21 protein-coding genes are annotated in these 18,809 nt (G+C 41.5%); 17 read left to right on the forward strand and 4 right to left on the reverse strand.

Going from position 1 to position 18,809, the window contains the following annotated elements; all coding sequences use genetic code 11:
* The first annotated feature begins 166 nt into the window (after nucleotides 1-166).
* Nucleotides 167-409 (forward strand): DUF167 domain-containing protein, encoded by a 243-nt coding sequence (locus tag ABXS88_RS07180; RefSeq protein WP_353674498.1) that lies wholly within the window; start codon nucleotides 167-169, stop codon nucleotides 407-409.
* Nucleotides 410-437: 28 nt separating this feature from the next.
* On the opposite strand, the gene ABXS88_RS07185 is transcribed toward ABXS88_RS07180, so the two are convergent.
* Both ABXS88_RS07185 and ABXS88_RS07190 read right to left on the reverse strand, forming a co-directional pair.
* Nucleotides 438-1,565: a THUMP domain-containing protein gene (locus ABXS88_RS07185; RefSeq protein WP_353674499.1), complete on the reverse strand. Its 1,128-nt coding sequence runs from the start codon at nucleotides 1,563-1,565 to the stop codon at nucleotides 438-440.
* Nucleotides 1,566-1,568: 3 nt separating this feature from the next.
* Nucleotides 1,569-2,426: a tetratricopeptide repeat protein gene (locus ABXS88_RS07190; RefSeq protein WP_353674500.1), complete on the reverse strand. Its 858-nt coding sequence runs from the start codon at nucleotides 2,424-2,426 to the stop codon at nucleotides 1,569-1,571.
* 12 nt (nucleotides 2,427-2,438) lie between these two features.
* Between ABXS88_RS07190 and ABXS88_RS07195 the strand changes: the two genes are divergently transcribed.
* The 16 genes from ABXS88_RS07195 (at nucleotide 2,439) to ABXS88_RS07270 (ending at nucleotide 16,815) form a co-directional block, all read left to right on the forward strand.
* Complete coding sequence (locus tag ABXS88_RS07195; RefSeq protein WP_353674501.1) at nucleotides 2,439-3,668, forward strand: DUF790 family protein; 1,230 nt, start codon at nucleotides 2,439-2,441, stop codon at nucleotides 3,666-3,668.
* Between the two features lie 247 nt (nucleotides 3,669-3,915).
* Nucleotides 3,916-4,344 carry a DUF29 domain-containing protein gene (locus tag ABXS88_RS07200; protein ID WP_353674502.1) on the forward strand — a complete coding sequence of 143 codons (429 nt, stop codon included), beginning with the start codon at nucleotides 3,916-3,918 and terminating at the stop codon, nucleotides 4,342-4,344.
* A gap of 114 nt (nucleotides 4,345-4,458) precedes the next feature.
* Nucleotides 4,459-5,751: an ABC transporter ATP-binding protein gene (locus tag ABXS88_RS07205; RefSeq protein WP_353674503.1), complete on the forward strand. Its 1,293-nt coding sequence runs from the start codon at nucleotides 4,459-4,461 to the stop codon at nucleotides 5,749-5,751.
* 7 nt (nucleotides 5,752-5,758) lie between these two features.
* Nucleotides 5,759-6,484, forward strand: a complete 726-nt coding sequence (locus tag ABXS88_RS07210) for a hypothetical protein (protein ID WP_353674504.1) — start codon at nucleotides 5,759-5,761, stop codon at nucleotides 6,482-6,484.
* A gap of 32 nt (nucleotides 6,485-6,516) precedes the next feature.
* On the forward strand, nucleotides 6,517-7,746 hold the full coding sequence (locus tag ABXS88_RS07215) for a glycosyltransferase (RefSeq protein ID WP_353674505.1): 1,230 nt from the start codon (nucleotides 6,517-6,519) through the stop codon (nucleotides 7,744-7,746).
* A 41-nt stretch (nucleotides 7,747-7,787) separates the two neighbouring features.
* Entirely contained in the window at nucleotides 7,788-8,627 is an 840-nt protein-coding gene (locus tag ABXS88_RS07220; RefSeq protein WP_353674506.1) for a methyltransferase, TIGR04325 family, read from the forward strand.
* Nucleotides 8,624-9,355: a class I SAM-dependent methyltransferase gene (locus ABXS88_RS07225; protein WP_353674507.1), complete on the forward strand. Its 732-nt coding sequence runs from the start codon at nucleotides 8,624-8,626 to the stop codon at nucleotides 9,353-9,355. Before ABXS88_RS07220 ends, ABXS88_RS07225 begins: the two co-directional genes overlap by 4 nt.
* Nucleotides 9,348-10,352 carry an NAD-dependent epimerase/dehydratase family protein gene (locus tag ABXS88_RS07230; RefSeq protein WP_353674508.1) on the forward strand — a complete coding sequence of 335 codons (1,005 nt, stop codon included), beginning with the start codon at nucleotides 9,348-9,350 and terminating at the stop codon, nucleotides 10,350-10,352. Before ABXS88_RS07225 ends, ABXS88_RS07230 begins: the two co-directional genes overlap by 8 nt.
* Entirely contained in the window at nucleotides 10,349-11,443 is a 1,095-nt protein-coding gene (locus ABXS88_RS07235) for a DegT/DnrJ/EryC1/StrS family aminotransferase (protein ID WP_353674509.1), read from the forward strand. The genes ABXS88_RS07230 and ABXS88_RS07235 overlap by 4 nt, the downstream gene beginning before the upstream one ends.
* Nucleotides 11,433-12,407: a hypothetical protein gene (locus tag ABXS88_RS07240; RefSeq protein ID WP_353674510.1), complete on the forward strand. Its 975-nt coding sequence runs from the start codon at nucleotides 11,433-11,435 to the stop codon at nucleotides 12,405-12,407. Before ABXS88_RS07235 ends, ABXS88_RS07240 begins: the two co-directional genes overlap by 11 nt.
* 38 nt (nucleotides 12,408-12,445) lie before the next feature.
* Complete coding sequence (locus tag ABXS88_RS07245) at nucleotides 12,446-13,159, forward strand: FkbM family methyltransferase (RefSeq protein ID WP_353674511.1); 714 nt, start codon at nucleotides 12,446-12,448, stop codon at nucleotides 13,157-13,159.
* 3 nt (nucleotides 13,160-13,162) lie between these two features.
* Nucleotides 13,163-14,035, forward strand: coding sequence for a glycosyltransferase family 2 protein (locus tag ABXS88_RS07250; RefSeq protein ID WP_353674512.1), 873 nt, complete (start codon nucleotides 13,163-13,165; stop codon nucleotides 14,033-14,035).
* Between the two features lie 16 nt (nucleotides 14,036-14,051).
* Nucleotides 14,052-14,930: a glycosyltransferase family 2 protein gene (locus ABXS88_RS07255; protein WP_353674513.1), complete on the forward strand. Its 879-nt coding sequence runs from the start codon at nucleotides 14,052-14,054 to the stop codon at nucleotides 14,928-14,930.
* Between the two features lies 1 nt (nucleotide 14,931).
* Nucleotides 14,932-15,882, forward strand: coding sequence for a hypothetical protein (locus ABXS88_RS07260; RefSeq protein ID WP_353674514.1), 951 nt, complete (start codon nucleotides 14,932-14,934; stop codon nucleotides 15,880-15,882).
* Between the two features lie 49 nt (nucleotides 15,883-15,931).
* Nucleotides 15,932-16,486 carry a Uma2 family endonuclease gene (locus tag ABXS88_RS07265; RefSeq protein ID WP_353674515.1) on the forward strand — a complete coding sequence of 185 codons (555 nt, stop codon included), beginning with the start codon at nucleotides 15,932-15,934 and terminating at the stop codon, nucleotides 16,484-16,486.
* Between the two features lie 131 nt (nucleotides 16,487-16,617).
* Nucleotides 16,618-16,815 (forward strand): hypothetical protein, encoded by a 198-nt coding sequence (locus ABXS88_RS07270; RefSeq protein ID WP_353674516.1) that lies wholly within the window; start codon nucleotides 16,618-16,620, stop codon nucleotides 16,813-16,815.
* Nucleotides 16,816-16,817: 2 nt separating this feature from the next.
* Here ABXS88_RS07270 and ABXS88_RS07275 read toward each other — a convergent pair whose 3' ends face one another.
* Both ABXS88_RS07275 and ABXS88_RS07280 read right to left on the reverse strand, forming a co-directional pair.
* Nucleotides 16,818-17,765 carry a glycosyltransferase family 2 protein gene (locus ABXS88_RS07275; protein WP_353674517.1) on the reverse strand — a complete coding sequence of 316 codons (948 nt, stop codon included), beginning with the start codon at nucleotides 17,763-17,765 and terminating at the stop codon, nucleotides 16,818-16,820.
* Nucleotide 17,766: 1 nt separating this feature from the next.
* Nucleotides 17,767-18,717 carry an ABC transporter ATP-binding protein gene (locus ABXS88_RS07280; protein ID WP_353674518.1) on the reverse strand — a complete coding sequence of 317 codons (951 nt, stop codon included), beginning with the start codon at nucleotides 18,715-18,717 and terminating at the stop codon, nucleotides 17,767-17,769.
* Nucleotides 18,718-18,809: the final 92 nt, after the last annotated feature.

An 18,809-nucleotide genomic window follows, 5' to 3' on the forward strand; every position in this document is an offset into this window, starting at 1 on the left:
ACTGCTTGCCGAAAAAACCTGGCGTCACCGGCCTTTTTTAACGCCAAACCCAGCCCGTGAGCCTCAGCGTTTTACGTCACAATTATTAACATCCTCAGATACTCTAGCATTTTCCCCTTCGCTTTCTACGGGACTTCCCGACGTAAGCTTTTTCCACCCAACAGTTATGCTCAAAAAACAAGTCAAAGTTAAGCCCCAGGCCAAACAAGCCAAAGTTATCCATGGGGAAGACGACAGTATAACGGTTTATCTCAAATCTCCCCCCATTGATGGCAGGGCCAACCAGGAACTGATTCAACTCTTGGCCAAGGAATTTGGCGTTCCAAAATCTGCCGTCAAAATTTTGGGCGGCCATACCACTCGCTACAAATGGGTTGAAATTGATGGTGTCAACCCTTCTCTGGCCTGACCCTGCCCCATTGCGTCCCAGTATCTCCTCAGTAAAGTTCGTATTTGAGAAGGGTGCAGGGAATTGCCCCATTCAGCAAGGGAAAACGACGGGCCGTTCTTAGGCCAATGCGCTTAGTCAGGGCCGCATTGCCACTCAAAATAAAAGCTGTCCAACCCTTAAAGCGTTGTTTGAGGGTATCTCCTAGTAATTGATAGAAATCCCCCAGGGCCTCGGTATTGCCAATCCGCTTGCCGTAGGGAGGATTGCAGAATAATATTCCCTGGCCAGCGGGGGCCTCTACCTGACGAAAATCCTGTTGCCACAGCTTGAGGTGGGGGCCGAGGCCACAACGCTCGGCATTGGCTTGGGCCTGTTCAATCACTGCTGAGTCCTGGTCACTCCCCCAAATCGGCGCCGGTAAGTGCTCTAGTTCTCCTGCCTGGGCCTCCTGACAGAGGGCCTGCCAGAGCGTGGCATCAAAATCAGGCCAGTGCTGAAAACAAAATTGGGGTTGAAAGCCACCAGGAGCCCGTCGCAAACTTTGTAAACCGGCTTCAAGGAGCAGGGTTCCCGAACCACACAGGGGGTCGTAGAGGGGTTGCTGGGGTTGCCATGCCATCAGCCTTAAAATGGCGGCGGCCAAGGTTTCCTTGAGAGGGGCCAAGCCGAGGGCCGGCCGATAGCCCCGACGATGGAGACTGACCCCAGAGCTATCTAAACTGAGATGACAGCGATTGTGGTCAATGTGGGCATTCACCACGATCTGGGGTTGTTCTAGTTCAATACTGGAGCGCTGGCCGTAACGTTCTCGCTGTTGGTCAACAATCGCGTTTTTAATCTGCAGGGCCGTAAAGTGGCTGTGGTTCAACTGGGGATTACTACCCGTGCAACGAACGGCCAAGGTTTGTTCCGGCTGGAGGTAGGCCGACCAATCCAACTTTTTGACGCTTTTGTACAACACATCCGCATTAAACGCCTTGACCTCAGCAATGGGGACTAAAACACGAAAAATTAACCGTGACCAGAGGTTAACCCGATACAACAGAGCCCGGTCGCCCTGGAAATGAACACCAGTAAAGGCAGGAGAAACATCCACTGCGCCGAGTTCCGTTAATTCCTGGACGGCCAGCGGTTCTAGGCCCCGGGCCACGGTGGCAAAATAAGCCTGGCCCATAACCTACGCCAAGGATTGGAGCAGGGCCTGGTAACGAGGCAGGGTCTGCAACGGCGCAAACATAGCATCAGGATGCTGGAGGCCAATAAAGTTAGAGTCTAGAGCCAGCAAGGTTTCTAGGCAATCCAGAGCTAAGTCCAATTGTCCTAGATGAAGATGGGCTTGGGCTAACTGGTACCAAGCATCAGGATGGTAATCTTCGGCGGCTAGGGCCTGTTGATAGCAAGTAATCGCGGCGGGCCAGCGTTGGATTAGGGCTAAAATCTGGCCCTGTTGGAACCAGGCCCAATAGTCGTGGGGTTTAAGCTGAGCGGCCTGTTGGTAGTCGCGCAAGGCATCGGCGTAGCGTCCCAAGGCCCGACAACAATCTCCCTGGCGATACCAACACCAGAAGTCACGGGGACGAATCTTCAAGGCTTGGTCTAGGGCCACTAGGGCCTGGGAATACTGGCCAGCATGGCGATGGGCTTCGGCTAGACGGTAGTAGGCCCAGTAGTCCATCGGGCAGGCCTGGAGCGCTTGCTCAAAACAATAGATGGCCTGGGGATAGTCCTGTAGTTCCTGGAGGTAAAGACAACCCTGATCGTACCAGGCCCAGTAATTATTGGGTTGGAGTTGGCTGGCGTTGTAATAGCTGGTCACGGCCTCTTCGTAGCGTCCCAATTGCTCTAGGGTATTGCCGCGCTTGTACCAGGCCCAGTAGTCGCGGGGATAGTATTCCAAGGCCCGGTCGTAGCTGGTTAAAGCCTCGAAAAAACGACCCTGTTGCCCGAGGGCATTCCCTTGCTGATACCAACCCTGATAGCTGTCGGGCCGACATTCTAGGGTTTTGAAAACCGTTAAACTGGGAGATCGGGTCATAGCTTCCTCGTCATGTTACCGTCTGCACTGCTCATATCCCGGCGCCATGGAGACACAATCATTCCGAAACGCCTACCCCTTAATCATAGCCTGTTGGCCTTAGCCCAAGGGCAAATTGAGACGTTTCAACACCATCTGGGTAAAACCCAGGGAGACCTAGACCGTACCCTTGCCGACCTCGAAGGCGATAGTCCCCAATACCGTCTGACCCGTGGCTTGGCCCATCTGCTCAAAAATCATTTTGCTAACTTTGATATCCGCAGTCCCCTCGACCCCATGGCCCTACGTCGGCGCGTCTTCCAGGGGGCCCAACCGCCGCCCCTCACCGCTGAACAGCGCCAGCGTTATCTCGACACCTTAGCCCTGCAGTTGGGCCAGGAATTAGGACGGGAGGTACTTACCCAAGAAATTGAGCAGGGCCTCTACGCCGATCTACCCGAAAACCGAATTTTGACGGAATTTGAGGCCCCTACCCCGGAAACCCTTCTGCATCGCTACAATTTGTCCCAAGTCCAGGGCATTTTCTACCGGGCCCACCATGTTGTTCTCCAGGCCTATCGTAATGACCCCGGTGAGTACAAGCTTCTCTTTCGCTATCTCAAACTATTTCAACTCATGGCCTATATCGAAGGGGATGCGGATCTGGGTTTTACTATTACCATCGATGGCCCAACGAGTCTATTTAAGGCCAATACCCGCTATGGTCTGGCCCTGGCCAAATTGATCCCGGCCCTGCTCCACGTCCGTCGTTGGCATCTCCAGGCCCAACTAGAGGACAAAGACGCCTACTCTGGTCAACGCAAACTAGGCCAGTTTGAATTGGATCATGAGTGCGGCCTCGTGAGCCACTATCCCGCCGGTCAGGCCTACGACAGTATGTTAGAGGCCGCCTTTGCTCAGGGTTGGCAGAAACTAGACAGTGCTTGGCAACTGGAGCGGGAGGTGGAGTTGATTCCCTTACCGGGGAGTGTAATGATTCCTGATTTTCGCTTGGTTCATCCCGATGGCCGAGTCTATCTGCTGGAAATTGTCGGCTATTGGCGGCCCGAATACCTCAAAAAAAAGTTTGCCCAAGTCCAGCGGGCCAGCATTGATAATCTGATTTTGGCTATTTCAGAACGGCTAAACCTAGAAAAAGCGGGAGTTAACTTCCAAAATACACCAGCCCGTCTGGTTTGGTTTAAGGAGAAACTCAAGCCCCAATCGATTCTGAGCTTACTGGAGCCTGAAGTGAACGTCTAATTGACTGACAACACTTAAAGGACGTTTGAAAAGAGTCAGGCGGAATAAAAAGATAGGGTTTTAAATACTGTCCCTCAGCGAGAGAATGAGCCTTTCAATCACCAGATAAAATGCCTCAAACAACCGCTTCAATAGAAAGTTTGCATTTACAGTGGTGGCACATTTAGAGCCGGAGATTTGGTCGGCACTAACCTCCCAAGTAAATTGTGCTAGGATTCAATCAAAAACATTCATGAGCAACATCAAAATGAATCAATTGTACGAACAAGACTACAGCCAATGGGCAGAAACCATGGCCGACTTACTCGAATCAGGCAATTTTAAAGAGCTTGATATTGAAAATTTAGTGGAAGAGGTGCGGGATTTGTCAAAGCGAGAACGTGATCGCCTTTTGAGTAGCCTGCGGTTGATTGTCCATCATTTGCTGAAGTGGGATTATCAGCCCAAGCGACGCTCTCGTAGTTGGCAGGGAACAATAGAGCGAGAAAGGGCCAATATTAATCTTTATTTAAAGGATAGTCCCAGCTTAAATCGCTATTTGATCAATGAGTCTCTGTCAAAAATTTATCCTACTGCCCGAGCCGATGGATTTAAGGAAACGGGTTTAGAGCTTCCAGACACCTGTCCCTATGGCATTGATGAGGTGTTGAATCGCGTTATTTCCCTGAGTGAATGATTTCCTAAGTTGAAAAATTATTTGGTAGAGTTAGGGTAACGGTTTGTGAAGGATGATCACTGTTAAGGCCTGGTTGGGTAAGCTATTGAGTATTGGTTTTGAGCGAGTCTGTTGATGTCGGATGTAATGATCCGGGTAGAAAATTTAGGTAAAAAGTACATTATCGGCCACCAAGCCCAGGGCCAGTCGAACTACGTGGCCTTGCGGGATGTTTTGACTGACGGGGCCAAGTCTTTGGTGCGGCGGTTTACGGGGCGTAGTCGGGGCCTGCGGGAAACCCAGGAGGAGTTCTGGGCCTTGAAAGATGTGTCCTTTGAGGTGAAGCGGGGGGAATGTGTTGGCATCATTGGCCGCAATGGGGCTGGGAAATCGACATTGTTAAAAATCCTCAGCCGGATTACGGAACCGACAACGGGCCGCATTGAACTGAATGGTCGAGTAGCGAGTTTATTAGAAGTGGGAACTGGCTTTCACCCTGAACTTACAGGCCGAGAGAATATTTACCTGAATGGGGCCATCCTGGGGATGAGTCGGGCGGAAATCAAGCGCAAGTTTGATGAAATTGTGGATTTTGCGGAAGTAGAGAAATTCCTGGATACGCCGGTTAAGCGTTATTCTTCGGGCATGTATGTGCGGTTGGCGTTTGCGGTGGCGGCGCATTTGGAGCCGGAAATTTTGATTGTGGATGAGGTGTTGGCGGTGGGGGATGCGGCGTTTCAGAAGAAGTGTTTGGGGAAGATGGGGGATGTGGCAACTAAGGAGGGAAGGACAGTTTTATTTGTTAGTCATAATATGGCGGCAATTCGTAACTTATGCCAACAAGGAATTTTACTTAATCATGGTGAAATTTTGATACAAGACAAAGCAGAAATTGCTATTAAAAAGTATACAGAGAAATGTCGAAATGAGCCATCTAATTTATTAGAAGATAGAAAAGATAGAAAAGGAACAGGTGATATAAAATTTACAGCCATAAGCTTTAAAAATGAAAATAGAGAAGAAATACATACACTTTATAGTGGTCAAAATGTCCGTTTTATTTTGTATTTCAAAAATAATCTTAAGCAAGATTTAAAAAATCTACATATAGCTATTGGAATTGATAGTTATCTCGGTGATAGAATTACTTTAATTAGTAGTGAAGTTACAAATGAAGATTTCTTATGTTTGCCTGCAAAGACTAATAACATAGAGATTGATATAAAACGACTACCTCTAACTCAAGGGAGATACGGTCTTACGATTTATTCTACTCTTAATGGTGTTGTTGCTGACTGGATCCAAAATGCTGGATTCTTTGATGTAGAATCAGATGATTTTTATCGAAGTGGTAAGTTACCGCCAACTGGTCAAGGAAACTTTCTACTAGATTATCACTTTACAGTTCCATTATTTATTAATACATAAATTTATTATGTTTTTTTGGGGAATAAAAACGTATATCAAAGAATCAATTAAGCTAAAAAATGATTATCCTGATTATTTTAATTTTTGGGATTTAGTTAAGCTTTTTCCCAAATGGAGAACAAACTTAAATGGCAAATCTAATCCATTAAAAGATGAACAGCCTTGGATTACTTTTCTTGCGATTGATTTTCTCGAAAAAAATCTGAACAAGGATATGAGAGTTTATGAATATGGAATGGGGGGGTCAACATTATTTTTTGCAAAACGGGTTAAAGAAATTATTTCAGTAGAACATGATAAAAAATGGTTTAATTTAGTTGAAGAAAACATCAAAAAAAAAGGATATAGTAATTGGAAGGGATATTTAATAGAAGCAGAAACAAGTGTTAAGAATGTTGACATTAATGCATCTGATCCTGATTCTTATACTTCAGAAGATGAAAATTTTAAAGAAAGAACATTTAAAAACTATGCAATGAGTATTGACAATTATCCTGATCAATATTTTGATTTAGTTTTGATTGACGGAAGAGCTAGACCTTCTTGTTTTAAGCATGCTTATAAGAAAGTCAAAAGCGGTGGTATAATTATGCTAGACAATTCTGATAGAGACTATTATTTAATTTATATAAATAAAATAGTACCTAAAAATATTGTTTCTGTTGATTTTCCAGGTTTTTGCCCTTATCTATCATCTTTAAGTAAAACTTCAGCTTGGATATTTGATGCTTAAATATAAATCTATCCATCACAAAAATATCGCTTATGCGCCTTCTCCGAATCACCACGAATTATCCTAATTATTTAAGCCAGTTCTATACAAAAAAATCAGAACTTAAAAATAAGCTTTTTTCGATACAGTATCAAAAAATAACAGATGATTGTTTTGGGTGGGCAGATTTTTGGTCAAAAGCCTTAGAACATCATGGATATGATGTTACAGAAATTATATCTAACGCAAAATATATGCAATTTGCCTGGGCAAGAGAAAACCAGATTGCCATAAATTCGGTTAATTGGCTGGAAGAAATTACACTAAGGCAAATACAATCAGTCGCACCTGAAATATTATTTGTTGATGATCATTCAACCTTTACTCCAAAGTTCATTAATCATGTCCGAGAGCAATGCCCATCAATTAGGCTCATTTTAGGTTGGTGCGGTTCTCCTATTCATAATTATTCTGTCTTTAATAGTTATGATATCATCTTGTCGAACATTCCAGAATTGGTAACAGAATTTCAAAAACTCGGACATAAATCTTATCATGTTAATCATGCCTTTGAGCCGAGGATCTTGGATAAAATCAACAAGCTAGTTGCACAGGATATTGATTTTTCGTTTATTGGATCCATCGTCAAAGCGTCGAATTATCATATTGAACGTGAAGTTTTTTTAGAGAAGCTAGTCAATCAAACTAATCTAGAAATTTGGTCTGATGTTTCTTCATCATCATTACTCAACCAGAAATTGCTACCAATTAAGCAATTTGTGCATGATTGTATTCAACCTTGTAAAAAAAATCCATTTCTATCTAAAATTATACTTAAATTACCTAAGCTTAAAAATTTCATTAAATTGAGTGATCGTCCAAGCAATAAAGATTTCATAAGTAGGTCAATTGTATTAAGATCTCACAATCCTGTGTATGGATTGGAAATGTATCAACAGCTTGCCAAATCTAAGCTAGCCTTTAACAATCATATTAATATTTCATTACAATCCGCTTCCAATATGCGCTTGTTTGAAGCGACAGGTGTTGGAACTTGTTTAATCACTGACTGGAAAGATAATCTTACTGAACTATTCGAGTCAGATCGAGAAGTTGTAACTTATCGTAATGTTGAAGAATGTATTGAGAAAGTAAAATGGTTACTAGAAAATGATGATGCTCGTCAAGCTATAGCTGAGGCGGGACAAAAGCGAACACTAAAAGATCATACTTTTTCCCAAAGAGCTATTCAATTAGATGAAATAATTAGAAAATCTTTATAAAGGAAAATGTTCACAAGATAGAATTATTGTTCTAACAGCAAATGAATTCCCAGCAATCACGTTTTCTTTCAAAGGCAAAATTTTTAGCTAAGGAGCTAATGCCTCCATTTATCTGGAAAGCATTAAAAAAGCTAAATTCACCTGAAGAGTATGGATTTTTTGGAAATTATTCTTCTTGGCAAGCGGCATTAAAAGATTCCGATGGTTATAGCTCAGATGTGATTTTAGAAAAAGTAAAGAACTCATTATTACAAGTCAAAGAAGGAAAAGCCATTTATGAGCGTGATTCTGTTTTATTTGATACAATTCAATATTCTTTTCCAGTTTTAGCCACTCTATTAAGAGTGGCATTGGAAAATGAGGCAAAATTAAGTGTGCTTGACTTTGGTGGCTCTTTAGGCAGTTCTTACTTTCAGTGTCGAGACTTTTTAGCAGGTGTTAAAAAACTACGGTGGAGCATCGTCGAACAGCCCAACTTTGTTAAATATGGACAGAAATATTTTCAAGATAATCAACTAAAATTTTATGAAAATATAGATGCTTGTTTAGAATGTGAACAACCAGATGTTATTTTATTGTCTAGCGTAATTCAGTATTTAGAGAAACCCCATGAATTTATTGAAAACATAATCAATAAATACAATTTTTCTTATGTTTTGATTGATAGACTTGCTTTGATTGAAGACTATGATGATAGACTAGCTATTCAAAAAGTTTCTCCAGAAATATATAATGCTAGTTATCCTTCTTGGTTTTTTGGTGAATCTAAGTTCTTGAAGCATTTCCAGGAAAAATATGAATTGATTTTTGAATTCCAGGGAACCGATAAAGTTAATATTTTGTCGAAATTTAAAGGCTTTATTTTCAAAAAAAAAGGATGAAAACTAAATTAAAACAATTATTTGAAAAAGAGCAATTTTATCCTAGCTTGTTTGGGTTATTGATTAACCCCTTTTACTTCGCTAGAAAGGGACTCCTTGAGAATATTCAAGACTTTAGCCCATTGGTCACAGGAAAAACCCTCGACGTTGGTTGTGGAAGCAAACCCTATCAAAAACTTTTCGATGCATCAGAATATATTGGGCTAGAAATAGACTCAGAAAACAACAGAAAAAATAAAAAAGCGGACTATTTTTATCAGGGTGATAAATTTCCTTTCAATGATGAAGAATTTGATTCTGTTATTAGCAATGAAGTTTTAGAACATATTTTTAATCCTGACACCTTTTTATCTGAAATTAATCGAGTGCTGAAAAACCAAGGAACTTTATTGATTACTGTCCCGTTCGTCTGGGATGAACATGAACAACCCTATGACTATGCCCGTTATTCATCTTTTGGATTAAAATATTTACTTAATAAGTATGGATTTAAGATTATAGAATATCGAAAAAGCATGAATGATGTTAGAGTGATTTTTCAACTAATCAATGCTTATTTATACAAAAAAACAGTAACATCAAACCAATATTTTAACCTAATGAGCACCATATTTTTAATGTCTTGGTTTAATGTATTGGGTGAACTATTATCAAAAATTCTTCCTAAAAACAACGACCTATATTTGGACAGCATTATTCTTGCTAAAAAGGAGAAAAATAATGAGTGAATTCACACAGTTTTCCCATAAAAAAACTCTCATCACAGGTGGAGTTGGTTTTATTGGTTCTTCTCTGGCGAGAAAACTCGTCAATCTTAACGCCAAAGTTACTCTCGTTGATAGTCTCATTCCCCAATATGGCGGCAATTTGTTCAATATTCATGACATTCAAGATCAAGTTACCCTAAATATTACAGATGTTCGAGATCCCTACGCGATCGCCTACCTAGTCCAAGGGCAAGACTTTCTATTCAACCTCGCAGGACAAACCAGCCACCTTGACTCCATGGTCGATCCCCAAACCGACTTGAACATTAACGCCTCTGCCCAACTGTCAATTCTGGAAGCCTGTCGCAAACATAACCCAGACATTACCCTCGTATTTGCCAGCACCCGACAACTCTATGGCAAACCCCAGTATTTGCCCGTTGACGAAAATCATCCCATTCATCCCGTTGACGTTAACGGTATTAACAAACTTGCGGGTGAGTGGTATCACTTGCTTTATGATGACATTTATAACATCCGCTCCTGTGCATTACGCTTAACCAACACCTACGGGCCAGGAATGCGGGTCAAGGACGCCCGACAAACCTTTCTCGGCATTTGGATTCGTAAACTAATTGAAGGACAGCCCATTCAAGTTTTTGGTGATGGAACCCAACTCAGGGATTTTAACTATGTTGACGATGTAGTCGAAGCCCTTCTATGGGCCGCCATTCATCCTAAAGCTGATGGGGAAATTTTTAATCTAGGTAGCTCTGAATATGTAAATCTGAAGGACTTAGCCGCTTTAATGGTCGAAATATTCCAGGACGGCTCCTATGAATTAATTCCCTTTCCCCCGGAACGAAAAAAAATTGATATTGGTGATTACTACAGCGATTATCAAAAAATTCATCAATCCCTAGGCTGGGAGCCAAAAGTGAATTTACAAACAGGACTGGAACAAACTATTCAGTATTATCGCCAACATTATCATCATTATTGGGAGGTAGAAGCATGATCAAAATGAACGACTTTGCGGGCGAACCCGAAGAACTGTTACAAGAACAAATATCAGCAGTTGAAAAAGTACTTCGTTCCGGCTGGTATGTTTTGGGGCCAGAAGTTAAAAATTTTGAGAAATTATGGGCTGAAAACTGTTTGGTTAACCATGCGGTTGGTGTAGCCAATGGAATGGAAGCGTTAGAAATTGGGCTATTGAGCCTAAACCTCCAACCGGATGATGAAATCATCACCACTCCCATGACGGCCTTTGCCACAGTTTTAGCCATCATTCGAGCAGGAGCCGTGCCCGTATTAGCAGATATCGATCCCCAGACAGGTTTGTTAGATCCAGATAGCGTTGAACGGTGTATCAGTCCCAAAACTAAAGCTATTTTATTAGTGCATCTCTATGGACAAATTCGCCAAATGGATCGGTGGCAGGATCTCTATCAACATTACAACCTAACTCTATTAGAGGATTGCGCCCAATGCCATTTAGCCACCTGGCAAGGTCAAGCTGGAGGTAGTTTTGGTATCTGGGGGGCTTATAGCTTCTATCCCACCAAAAATCTAGGGGCTATTGGAGATGCCGGGGCCTTAGTGACCAATGATCTGGCGATCGCCCAACAAGCCATTATTTTGCGTAATTATGGTCAGACCCAAAGGTATCACCATCCAGAAATTGGCTTAAATAGTCGCCTTGATGAACTCCAAGCTGCTTTGCTATCTGTTCGTCTCAAATGGTTAGCCGAGTTTACACAACAAAGAAAATATATTGCCAATTGTTATCTTACAAAAATTACTAATCCCAAAATTACACTTTTAGATCCTCCCCAAGACCAAGAAAACCATGTCTATCATCTTTTTGTTATCAAGACCGACCAAAGAGAACGACTAATGGAACACTTAAACAAAAGTGAGATTAATAATCTATCTCATTATCCCATTCCTATTCACCACCAAGAACCTTGTTTAGGAATTAGAACTGACCCCCAAGGTCTAAAATATGCTGAAATCCATGCAGATCAATGTTTATCATTACCTTGTCATCCGCAAATGACTGATCCACAAATTCTTCGGGTTATTGAGGTTATCAATGAATACTAACCAATGCAAAACAGAACATTTTTGTACGTTATTTGATCATAAGTTTCTGCCGATGGGAATGAGTCTTCATCAATCCCTGATGACCCACGCTCAACCCTTTCATTTATGGATTATTTGCATGGATGAATTAGTAGAAAAACAGCTTAAAATTTTAGATTTACCTCAAGTAACTTCAATCCCATTGCAAGAAATAGAAACCCCAGAATTATTAGCTGTTAAGCCAGAAAGGAGTCAAGGGGAATATTGTTGGACGCTGACACCCTTTACTTTTACAGCCGTTTTTCAAAAACAGCCTGACGTAGAAAGGGTAACCTACCTTGACGCTGATCTCTACTTTTTTAGGAATCCACAAATTCTAATTAAGGAATTTGAAGAAAGTGGCAGAGATGTTTTAATCACAGAACACGGTTATGCGCCAGAATATGATCAAACATTATTGTATGGCAAATTTTGTGTTCAGTTTTTAACCATCAAAAACAACACTGACGGTAATAAAATTATTCAATGGTGGAAAAACAAGTGCTTAATGTGGTGTTCTGACTATTTAATGGATGGAAAATTTGGTGATCAAAAATATTTAGATATTTGGCCTATCATTTTTTCTAAAAATATTTGGATCTTACAACAAAAAGAGAACACTCTTGCTCCGTGGAATGTTACTTATTTTCAAAAACACTTAGGCTTTCAGCTATTTCCGGTATTTTATCACTTTCATAGCTTGAGAATAATCAATTCTAGAACCATTTTGTTATTCTATAACTACACAATAATCAGCAATGCTATTATATTTTATGAAAGTTACTGTCAAAGCTTAATTAAAAACTTGAAAAAAATGAAAGAATTAAATATTCCAGTAAATAATATCGGCTTTGCTAAATTCTTTGATGATTGGTCAATTAAACAATGGATAAAATATTTGATAAATAGAAAAATAAGATTTAAAATCTTACCTGATTTCGATTAATTCTTGTTACAAGAAAAGATTTATATCATAATAAAAACATGAAAAACTTACTTTCAAAAGCCATTCTCAAAATATTAAAGAAAACCAAACTTTATGATTCAGAAACATCGTTGACGAGTTCACTAAGTCGTTGTGTTACTAGGCAAACCATAATTAATACTATAATCGATGTTGGTGCATCCAATGGTTGCTGGTCAGCTACAGCTCGAAAATATTTTCCGACAGCCTTTTATCACCTAATTGAAGCTAATCCTTGGCATGCTCAATCCTTAGAAAATCTCAAAACACAATGGAAAAACTATGATTATACATTAGCTGCCGCAGGAGATATTGTCGGTGAAATTTATTTTAATGATAGCGATCCTTTTGGTGGTCTTGCATCCCACACTCAATCAGAGGAAACTAACTTAAAAATTCCTGTTGTTACTATTGATAGCATTGTTGAAAAATACAAACTCCCCCCCCCCTACCTACTTAAACTGGATACCCACGGTTTTGAAGTTCCTATTTTTGAAGGTGCAGTTAAAACTTTATCAAATACGAATCTTATTATTGTTGAAACTTATAACTTTGATATTAATCCCCAGAGCTTAAGATTTCCGCAGATGTGCCAATATTTGGAACAGGAAGGTTTTCGTTGTATTGATATTTGTGACCCATTATTTCGTAATCAAGATAAGGCATTATGGCAATTTGATTTATTTTTTATTCCTTCTTCTAGTCTATTCTTCCAGGATAATCAATGGAGGTAAATTATGATAAATCAAACATTGCCAAAAATCAGCATTGTCACTCCTTCCTTTAACCAAGGAGAATTTCTAGAAGAAACCATTTTTTCTGTTTTATCGCAAAATTATCCTAATCTTGAATATGTCATTATTGATGGAGGATCTACTGACAATAGTATTGATATAATTCGTAAATACCAAGATCATTTAACGTATTGGATTAGTGAGCCAGACAGAGGTCAATACGATGCAATTAATAAGGGTTTTGCACAAACGACAGGAGAGATCATGGCTTGGATAAACTCCGATGATAAGTATACTCCTTGGGCTTTTAATGTTATAGCTCAAGTGTTTAAATCACTCCTTCAAGTTGAGTGGTTAACTACTCTGTGTCCGCTCATTTGGGATAGACAGGGTAATCCAGTTTCTTTTCTCTCTAGAGGAGGCTACACCTATAGCGGATTTATGCGAGGTGAAAACTTACCAAAGTATTGTATTCAACAAGAATCTGTTTTTTGGCGACGCTCACTCTGGGAAAGGACAGGAGCTAAACTGGATTCTTCGTTAAGATTAGCAGGTGATTTTGAACTTTGGACTAGATTTTATCAACAAGCAAAGCTTTATACGGTAGAAGTCCCTTTAGGTGGTTTTCGTTTATACGGCGATCAGAAATCCGTTATTGAATATGATAATTACTGTCAAGAGGCGAAGGAAAGTTTAATAAAATATGGTGGCTATTGTTATCCTTCGATAATCTCAAGTTTTATTCTTGGTTTAAAGAGATATATTAAACTGCCTCATGTTATCAGACAAATTCTAGTTAAAATAAAAATCAAGGATGAGCATAATTTATGTATTTACTCTATTGAAGAAAAAACCTGGAAGGTCAAAAAAATATAATTCTAGCTGAATAAAAATGCTTGCCCCCAAAAAAAACACCTATATCATAATACCTGTACACAATAGAAAGCTTGTTACCACAAACTGCTTAAATAATTTGAAAAGAAATGGCGATCTAGATATTTATCAGGTCATTATTATCGATGATGGATCAACTGATGGCACTAGTGAGTTTATCAAGTCTGAATATCCTAAGGTTATCCTTTTACAAGGCGATGGTAATCTTTGGTGGACTGGTGCTATTCGCATGGGTATGGAATATGCATACGAGCAGAGTGCCAACTATTTTATTTGGCTAAATGATGATTGTTATCCTCAAAAAGGAACTATCGATAAATTATTGTTTTTTTGCCATCAAGATCCTGATTTAATTATTGGATCACAATGTATTGATTCTTCTACTTTAGAACCCAGTTATGCTGGTATTTCAACAAAAAGAAAATATTTTAAGGCAATTCATTGTCAATCTAAATCGATAATAGAATGTGATGCTTTAAACGGAAATTTAGTATGTTTTAGTCGGAACTTAATAGATAAAATTGGCTACCCAGATAACAAAATATTCCCTCATCATTTAGGAGACTTTGTTTACACAAATAACGCTCTTAAAAATGGCTTTAAGCTTTATATTCACGGAGGAGCTATTTCTTTTTGTTCTCAAAATCCCCAAAATGCATCATGGTTGTACTCTAAAAAATCATTTAAACAATATTGGCATGATTTTTTTCTACAAACATCGCCATCTTATTGGAAGATACAGGTATCAGCATACGAATCAGTGTTTGGAAAAATTGGATTTTTATATTATTTTTATCATGGTTTTATAAAATTCATAATTATCTTCTTTATACTAAGACCACTACCTATAAAATTTAAACAGATTTTTAAATCATAGCATGAGTTATCGTAGAAATAAAGCAAATTTTATAAAAATTGGTGCCTATATTACTGGCTATAGAGATAGTTATCTCATACAAAAAACGATTGAATACCTTGTATCACAGTCACACGCAGTAGATTTTATATTTATTGTTGACAATTCTCCCGCCAGTTTAAATATATCTATTTCCATTCCACATATTATCAAGCATTGCCCTAATAATATTGGTGTAGCAGGAGGATTAAGTACTTCTATGCAATGGTTTTTAGATAATGAATATGACTTCATTTGGGCATTTGATCAAGATAGCCAAATTGCTCCTAATAGCCTTCAAATAATGCTTTCAGAATATAATTATCTTGACAAAAACCATATTCCTGTTGCTATTATTTCTCCTACTGTAATTGATTCACAATCTCAAATAAGACTAGCTAATGGTTACTTAAATAAGTATCAATTAAATTGGAGATTACCCAATAAAGTTGATTATTATCAGGAGAGCCTTTATCAGTGTGATGTTGTTATCACTTCTGGCTCTCTTATTAATCTCCAAGCTGCTAAAAATATTCCTCTCCCTAACCCTGACTTATTTATTGATGGCGTGGATTGGGAATACTGCCTCAACCTGAGAAAACAGGGTTATCACATCTGCGTTAGCGAAAAGACCACCATGCAACATAACTTTGGCACATACCTCACTCATCTGAATAAAGACCATCCTATCTATATCTATTCTCCCCTACGTTACTACTACATCAACCGTAATCATACTTATATTGAAACCCGCCTTTCTGATCACCCCTATTACAGAACCCTCTCCTACCTCCACCGTATCAAAAGCCTAATCAAAAAAATTGGCAAAATTATCATCTACGAACCCGACCAAAAACTACTAAAAATCTGGGCATCCTGCCTTGGTTTTTATCATGGCCTTATCGGCAAACTCGGCAAAACCTGGCTGCCCTAGGCCTAGCCCCAATCCTCCCCGAAAAAGACTTTATAATCGGGCTAAACCCATGCACCAATCATTAAAAATGACCCTAGCCCTTTCCCCCCTTACCCTCAAGGATTTTCTGCAACTACCCAACATTGAAGAATCCCCCGCCTGGGAACTCATCAACCAAGTGCCCAGCCAAAAACCAATGCCCACCTTGTATCACAGCCGACTGCAAAAACGCCTCGTTGCCAAAATTGATAATGCCAGCACCATCTATGAAGCTCTCCCTGAATTTCGTTGTGTCCTGAGTACCAACTCCATCGTTCCCGATATTGCCATCACCCACACCGCCCGACTACCCACCACCAATCAACCCTTAGAAGGAGCCCCCGATTGGCTCATTGAAATTTTATTCCCCGACCAAAGAAGCACCAAAATTATCACTAAAATTCAAACCTGCCTAGAAGAAGGAACCCAATTAGCTTGGTTAATCGATCCCCTCGAAGAAATTATCTTGGTTTTTCAGCCCCATCAGCCCCTTCTCATTTGCCGAGGTGATAGCATTCTCCCCGTTCCTAGCGATCTGCCCCTAACTTTAAGCGCCCAGGAAATCTTTAGCTGGCTCCAGAGTTGAAAATCGGGGCATCTGGCCTCGGCTTTTACCCTGGCCTCATCGACAAGCTCGGCAAAACCTGGCGATCCTAGGCCCAGTCAACCCTGCCTGACCCAGGATTAAAATAGAGCTACTCTCTCTTCTCCTATTCCATGGCCACCACCCCCCAAGAAGTCTGGCAACTCCTGCCCCGTTACCAACCCCTCAAAATACTGGGAGCTGTGGCCGCCATGGTAGTGCCCGCTCAGATTGCCAGCTATGCCTACCGCAAAGGCCTCTTTGTCATTGCCCAATCCGGCAAAGATCTGATGATTTTAAACGATGCTAAATTTCGCCCTAAAACCTGGTAGCCCTAACCCTTCAATACCTGGGCGAAGACAGAAAACACCCCCTTCAAAAATCGCCACCTCAGCGGACAATCTAACCCCCTCAACGCCGGCAACTCCAATAATCCCATCACCTCCTGAAACTGCCGCCAACGGCCCCGCTGCAACTGCCGCCAGGCCCCTGATAACACATATTGATGAAAAAATGCGCCCTTGCACCGACTAATCTCTGCTGTCGCCAAAATATTTAGCTTTTCCAACTCCCCAAACAACGCCAGCAATATTTTTACGGTCTCTCTATGAAATGACCCCATTGTTAAGGCCTGGGAATGCACCCGATAGGCCACCGTCACCTCCTGACAACAATACACACCATAGCAAGAAAACAACCGCATCCACATCTCCAGATCACAGGGTTCCCGCCAATCCGGATTAAAAAAACCCACCTCAGTAAACACCGGCCGTTGTATCACCATGCCCGGAAACCGCACAAACGACGAATTAGAAAATAAGCGCATCAACGCCTCCTGGGGTGATAAATAACGATCTTGAGCAAAAACCTGCCGCTTCATCACCCGTTCCTGCTCATCCACCACCCGCACCCCAAACAACATCACCGGATACTGATTCGCCAATCCCCGTAACTGCGCCACCAACCGATCCAGCCCCCCCGCCACAAAAAAATCATCATCATGGAGGATCACCACATACCGCCCCGTCGCCCATTGAATGGCCCGGTTCCAATTTTGCGCCATCCCCAACGGCCGTTCATGGTGTTCATACCGCCAAACCCCAGACCACCCGGCAAACACCTCAGCCGCAATATCCCTTCCCTGATCCGTATCCGAATCATCCGTAATCACCACCTCGATTCCCACCCCGGCACTTTCGGCAATGGATTCCAAACCCCGCCGCAACCAAACCGGCCGATTATAAGCCGGAATACAAATACTTAGTAAAGGTAAGTCAGTCATCTCAGGACACCTGTTGATGTCCTAATTTGAGAAAAATTTCCTCCAGATTTTCCTGGAGCAGTTGAAACTCTGTCAGCGGAAATCCTTCCAGAACCAGGGCCCGAAGTAAATCAGCACTGGCTGATGCTTCACCACTAAAAGCCAGGGTGATTTGTTGTTTGTCTAAATTCAGATCTAAGGAATCAACACCGGGATACTGACTTAACCAATGGTGGAGGTCAGCTAAGCGCTCCAGGGCCTTGATGCGAATTTGCTGTCTTCCTAATCGTCGGTAAAGGGCCTCCAAAGAGGTGCTTTCCACCAAACAGCCCAGTTCCATGATGCCCACGGCCGTACAAAGCTCCGCTAGGTCACTGAGGACGTGGGAGGAAATCAGAATGGTCATCCCGGCCTTTTGCAGAACCTTGATAATTTCCCGAAACTGCATCCGGGCCAGGGGGTCTAGCCCCGATACCGGCTCATCCAGTAAGAGTAAAACCGGCTCATGGATAATGGTGCGGGCTAGACTGAGTCGCTGTTTCATACCCCGAGAAAGGGTGCGAATTTTGCTCTGGCGTTTACTGGTCAACTGCACCAGTTCTAAAACCTCTTGGATACGGTGGCGGCGGTGGGGCGTGGTTAAAAAGTACAAGCGGGCAAAGTAGTCGAGGTAATCCCAGACGGTTAAATTGTCGTAGAGGGGATAGTCATCGGGAAGATAGCCCAGATATTGCTTGAGGCGGAGATTGTCTTCCCCCGGTATCAGCCGGTCGCCAAAGAGAAAGATTTCCCCCGTGGAGGCTTCTTCGGCCATGGCTAATAGGCGGATTAAGGTAGTCTTGCCAGCCCCATTAGGGCCAATGAGACCATAGACGGCTCCTTCGGGAACTTCAAGGTCAACGTTATTGACGGCCCGCTGACGCTCAAATTGTTTGGTCAGGCCTTGGGTGGTAATGGCTAATGTCTCTGCCATAGTTGGACGCTCTAGAATTTACAGTTACTCCGGATCAATACTGAGGGCAGACAAGACCTGGGATCATAGTTCAGTAACATGGCTTGAGGTGG

It is taken from the genome of Synechocystis sp. LKSZ1 (genome assembly GCF_040436315.1).
Lineage (GTDB): Bacteria > Cyanobacteriota > Cyanobacteriia > Cyanobacteriales > Microcystaceae > Synechocystis.

Excerpts from the sequence above, each read along its gene's own strand:
- ABXS88_RS07240 (WP_353674510.1), top strand. The coding sequence starts at position 11,433 with ATGAATACTAACCAATGCAAAACAGAACATTTTTGTACGTTATTTGAT.
- ABXS88_RS07215 (WP_353674505.1), top strand. The coding sequence starts at position 6,517 with ATGCGCCTTCTCCGAATCACCACGAATTATCCTAATTATTTAAGCCAG.
- ABXS88_RS07245 (WP_353674511.1), top strand. The coding sequence starts at position 12,446 with ATGAAAAACTTACTTTCAAAAGCCATTCTCAAAATATTAAAGAAAACC.
- ABXS88_RS07200 (WP_353674502.1), top strand. The coding sequence starts at position 3,916 with ATGAATCAATTGTACGAACAAGACTACAGCCAATGGGCAGAAACCATG.
- ABXS88_RS07235 (WP_353674509.1), top strand. The coding sequence starts at position 10,349 with ATGATCAAAATGAACGACTTTGCGGGCGAACCCGAAGAACTGTTACAA.
- ABXS88_RS07210 (WP_353674504.1), top strand. The coding sequence starts at position 5,759 with ATGTTTTTTTGGGGAATAAAAACGTATATCAAAGAATCAATTAAGCTA.
- ABXS88_RS07250 (WP_353674512.1), top strand. The coding sequence starts at position 13,163 with ATGATAAATCAAACATTGCCAAAAATCAGCATTGTCACTCCTTCCTTT.
- ABXS88_RS07255 (WP_353674513.1), top strand. The coding sequence starts at position 14,052 with ATGCTTGCCCCCAAAAAAAACACCTATATCATAATACCTGTACACAAT.
- ABXS88_RS07190 (WP_353674500.1), bottom strand. The coding sequence starts at position 2,426 with ATGACCCGATCTCCCAGTTTAACGGTTTTCAAAACCCTAGAATGTCGG.
- ABXS88_RS07225 (WP_353674507.1), top strand. The coding sequence starts at position 8,624 with ATGAAAACTAAATTAAAACAATTATTTGAAAAAGAGCAATTTTATCCT.
- ABXS88_RS07180 (WP_353674498.1), top strand. The coding sequence starts at position 167 with ATGCTCAAAAAACAAGTCAAAGTTAAGCCCCAGGCCAAACAAGCCAAA.
- ABXS88_RS07275 (WP_353674517.1), bottom strand. The coding sequence starts at position 17,765 with ATGACTGACTTACCTTTACTAAGTATTTGTATTCCGGCTTATAATCGG.
- ABXS88_RS07260 (WP_353674514.1), top strand. The coding sequence starts at position 14,932 with ATGAGTTATCGTAGAAATAAAGCAAATTTTATAAAAATTGGTGCCTAT.
- ABXS88_RS07185 (WP_353674499.1), bottom strand. The coding sequence starts at position 1,565 with ATGGGCCAGGCTTATTTTGCCACCGTGGCCCGGGGCCTAGAACCGCTG.
- ABXS88_RS07230 (WP_353674508.1), top strand. The coding sequence starts at position 9,348 with ATGAGTGAATTCACACAGTTTTCCCATAAAAAAACTCTCATCACAGGT.
- ABXS88_RS07195 (WP_353674501.1), top strand. The coding sequence starts at position 2,439 with ATGTTACCGTCTGCACTGCTCATATCCCGGCGCCATGGAGACACAATC.
- ABXS88_RS07270 (WP_353674516.1), top strand. The coding sequence starts at position 16,618 with ATGGCCACCACCCCCCAAGAAGTCTGGCAACTCCTGCCCCGTTACCAA.
- ABXS88_RS07220 (WP_353674506.1), top strand. The coding sequence starts at position 7,788 with ATGAATTCCCAGCAATCACGTTTTCTTTCAAAGGCAAAATTTTTAGCT.
- ABXS88_RS07265 (WP_353674515.1), top strand. The coding sequence starts at position 15,932 with ATGCACCAATCATTAAAAATGACCCTAGCCCTTTCCCCCCTTACCCTC.
- ABXS88_RS07205 (WP_353674503.1), top strand. The coding sequence starts at position 4,459 with ATGTCGGATGTAATGATCCGGGTAGAAAATTTAGGTAAAAAGTACATT.
- ABXS88_RS07280 (WP_353674518.1), bottom strand. The coding sequence starts at position 18,717 with ATGGCAGAGACATTAGCCATTACCACCCAAGGCCTGACCAAACAATTT.